This window comes from Ruegeria sp. CDSB086, from assembly GCF_059611065.1.
Map to the genome: position 1 here is coordinate 1 of NZ_JBXWOV010000025.1, position 3,111 is coordinate 3,111.

A 3,111-nucleotide genomic window follows, 5' to 3' on the forward strand; every position below is an offset into this window, starting at 1 on the left:
CGCTAGGAGCACTTGCGTTGCTCTGCACATCTGTCGGAGCGATATTCTGCCATCTAGTGTTCGATACTTGGAAGCAGGGCATACCGGCGACGATAACAGGGACCCTGTCAGCCTTTGTGCTGAGGATCGAGTATACGAAGCTTCTGGACGTTCTTTGATTTTGCCCACCGACTGATCTGGGGTTTACTAAGTCAGCGATTGAACAGCCTTAGCTGGCTCCAGTTATCGGCTCTGCAAGGCCCGCTTTCTGCACAATGCTGTCCTTCGTGCCTGGTGCAGCATTAGTTGCTCTGGGCTCCGAGTAGTCATTCGCTGCACTCGGCCTGAACGACTGCGATGCGGACAAAGCGGCCTTTCGTAGATTGGCTTGTTTTTGTGCTTTATCTTGTATGTTGGTGTTGCAAAGTTCGGCTGCTCGACCAAAGCTCAGGTGACACTTTCCTGAAGTTGAAGGAGATCCCATGGTCAATCTGGGCACACAGCCGATCAGGACTCAAAGTGATATTTCTGAGTTCGAAGAAGAAATGACGCTTGAAGAGCGTTTACCTGAACAAAGCATCTTGGATGTCTTTATCAACAGCGCTGACCGCGATCCTGATGCGACTGCGCTGACAATGCTGATGACCGGAACTGAAGACGAAGAGCCGCGTCGTGTGACCTATGAACAGTTGCTGGGACAGATAATGCGCGCGGCAAATCTGTTTGCAGCGATTGGAGGTGAAGCACCGGGCGTTGCGTTTATGCTGCCCGCTTTGATTGAAACCCACGTCACTTTGTGGGGAGCAGAAACGGCTGGGTACGCTGTTCCGATCAATTTTCTTTTGCAGCCTGAGAGCATAGCTGAACTTCTCAAAGCCTCCGAGGCAAAGATCCTTGTTGCTCTTGGCCCTCATCCACAGCTGGACATTTGGGAGAAAGCTCTAGCAATGCGGGAGCAGGTTCCGGGCCTCGTACTTGTGCGCGTTTCTCCGCCGGGTACGCCGCCCGAAGAAGGAGTTATTGATCTTGCCAGTGCTTTGATGGCCCAACCTGATGATCATCTGACTTTTGGGGAGGCGCGCAGGGGTTCAGATCTGGCGGCCTATTTTCACACCGGGGGCACAACCGGTGTGCCAAAGCTCGTTGCGCACACCCACCGCAGCCAGCTGGTCGCAGCATTCGGGGGAGCTGTAATGTGCGGCTTTCGCTCCGATGACGTATTTACCGCTACTTTTCCTCTTTTTCACGTCGCCGGAACGATTGTCGGCGGCCTCAGTTGCTTTATGGCAGGCGTTGAACTGCTCGTAATGACTCCTGCCGGACTGCGAAACCCAGCAGTTGTCGCAAGCTTTTGGCGTCTTGTTGCAGAATATAAGGTTACAATTGTTGGCGGCGTACCAACTGCTATTGGGGCGATTTTGCAAACGCCAATCGGCGATCATGACATCTCGCACGTGCGGGCGGGCGCGACTGGTGCTTCATTGCTACCGCCTGCGGTCGGGCAGAAGTTCAAGGAAGTGACCGGCTGCACTCTTTTTGAAATTCTGGGCATGACGGAAGCTTCCGGATTGATCAGTATCGATCCACTCTGCGGTACGGGTACTGCAGGTTCAGTTGGCTGGGCGTTACCTTACACAAATGTCGACGTTCTAAAGCTGGAAAGCGATGGTGGTCTTGGAGCGGTTTGTGAGATTGGCGAAATCGGTGTTGTAGCCATCAAAGGTCCTCACGTGTCGCCCGGTTACAGCGTTACAGAATTCAACAGTGAGGTGTTCGTAGACGGTGTCCTGAATTCGGGCGACTTGGGATACAAAGATGCGAATGGGTGCCTTTATGTTGCCGGACGCTCGAAAGATCTGATTATCCGAAGCGGCCACAATATCGATCCGGTCATGATTGAAAATGCGATGAGTACCCACCCTGCTGTCGCGTTAGCAGCAGCGGTCGGCATGCCCGATCCTTATGCCGGAGAACTGCCGATATGTTTCATTCAGGTCCACACATCCGATGAGGTTACCGTTGAAGACCTAATGGCACATGCTCAGAACACTATCGATGAAAGACCAGCTTGGCCGAAGATCATTAAGATTGTTGATGAGATACCCCTGACGTCAGTCGGCAAAATCTTCAAGCCCAGTCTGCGGTGCGATGCTGCAAGGCTGGTAGTATCAAATCTGCTTCGTGAACAACTGAAGTTGCCCGACGCTCACGTGCAAGTGGAGGCCGGTGGGCCACGCGGACTTTGCGTCACAGTGAGCCTTTCTGAGACAGACGCGTCGTCTAGGCCCAGCGTTGAAGAGAAGCTTCAAGACTTCCTTTTCGAGACGCGCGTTGAAGTCGGATCGTAGGGGACAATTCTCAAAATGGCTCAAATTGCCAATCGCAAAAAATATTGTGTTGCCGGTGGCCATTGTGCGAGCCTTTTGATTGTTCAGCTGCTAAATGCAATCACAGAATCCAGTTCCCATGACAACGGCTGCAATGGGCTCGAAGCGGTCATTCAGTGAAATCTGCTCTACGTCTGCCTTGCGGACTAAGCCGCCACTCGCCGCACCGTCCACTAAGAAGCGCTCCGCGAACTTTGCGGACCCTGGAACAGCGTTTGACACAACAATTTGGAACGCCGCAGTTAACCGCGTGCACACCAGCATTGATTTCGAAAAGGTCCCAATGCCATCATCTTCTAAAAGTAGGAGGGGATTAGATGTGGAAACCAATCATATTTGCTTTTTTGATTGTCGTGACTGGTGCCGCAGCGGCTATGTCACACGATGTGCGGGATCCAGCGACTTTGCAAAAACCGCTTATTCAGGACTTGCTAACCGAGTCGCTCAAAAGCACTGAGGGCTTGGAGGTTGTCGTGAGCCATGTTGCCCTACCACCAAACCTCACTTTACCAATGCATTGGCATCCCGGTGAAGAATTTGCCTACATTCTGCAGGGCAGCGTCACCCTCATCCTAGACGGCGAAGGCGAACAAGAAGCTTTTTCAGGTGACGTAGGCGTCGTTCCGTTGAAAAAAGTGCACACCGCTCGCTCAGGGGACGAAGGGGCAACCATTTTGGTGTTCCGTGTCCATGAGGAGGGCCAGCCAGGCAGAGTTTTGGTCAGCGACTGATTTTCAAGACAAAG

2 protein-coding genes are annotated in these 3,111 nt (G+C 52.7%); both read left to right on the forward strand.

What is annotated here, in order from left to right; all coding sequences use genetic code 11:
- Positions 1-461: 461 nt before the first annotated feature.
- Positions 462-2,327 carry an AMP-binding protein gene (locus tag AC2FIO_RS22775; protein WP_496700163.1) on the forward strand — a complete coding sequence of 622 codons (1,866 nt, stop codon included), beginning with the start codon at positions 462-464 and terminating at the stop codon, positions 2,325-2,327.
- A 356-nt stretch (positions 2,328-2,683) separates the two neighbouring features.
- A complete protein-coding gene (locus tag AC2FIO_RS22780) occupies positions 2,684-3,097 on the forward strand; it encodes a cupin domain-containing protein (RefSeq protein WP_050602994.1) in 414 nt (137 codons plus the stop codon).
- The last annotated feature ends 14 nt before the right edge of the window (positions 3,098-3,111 follow it).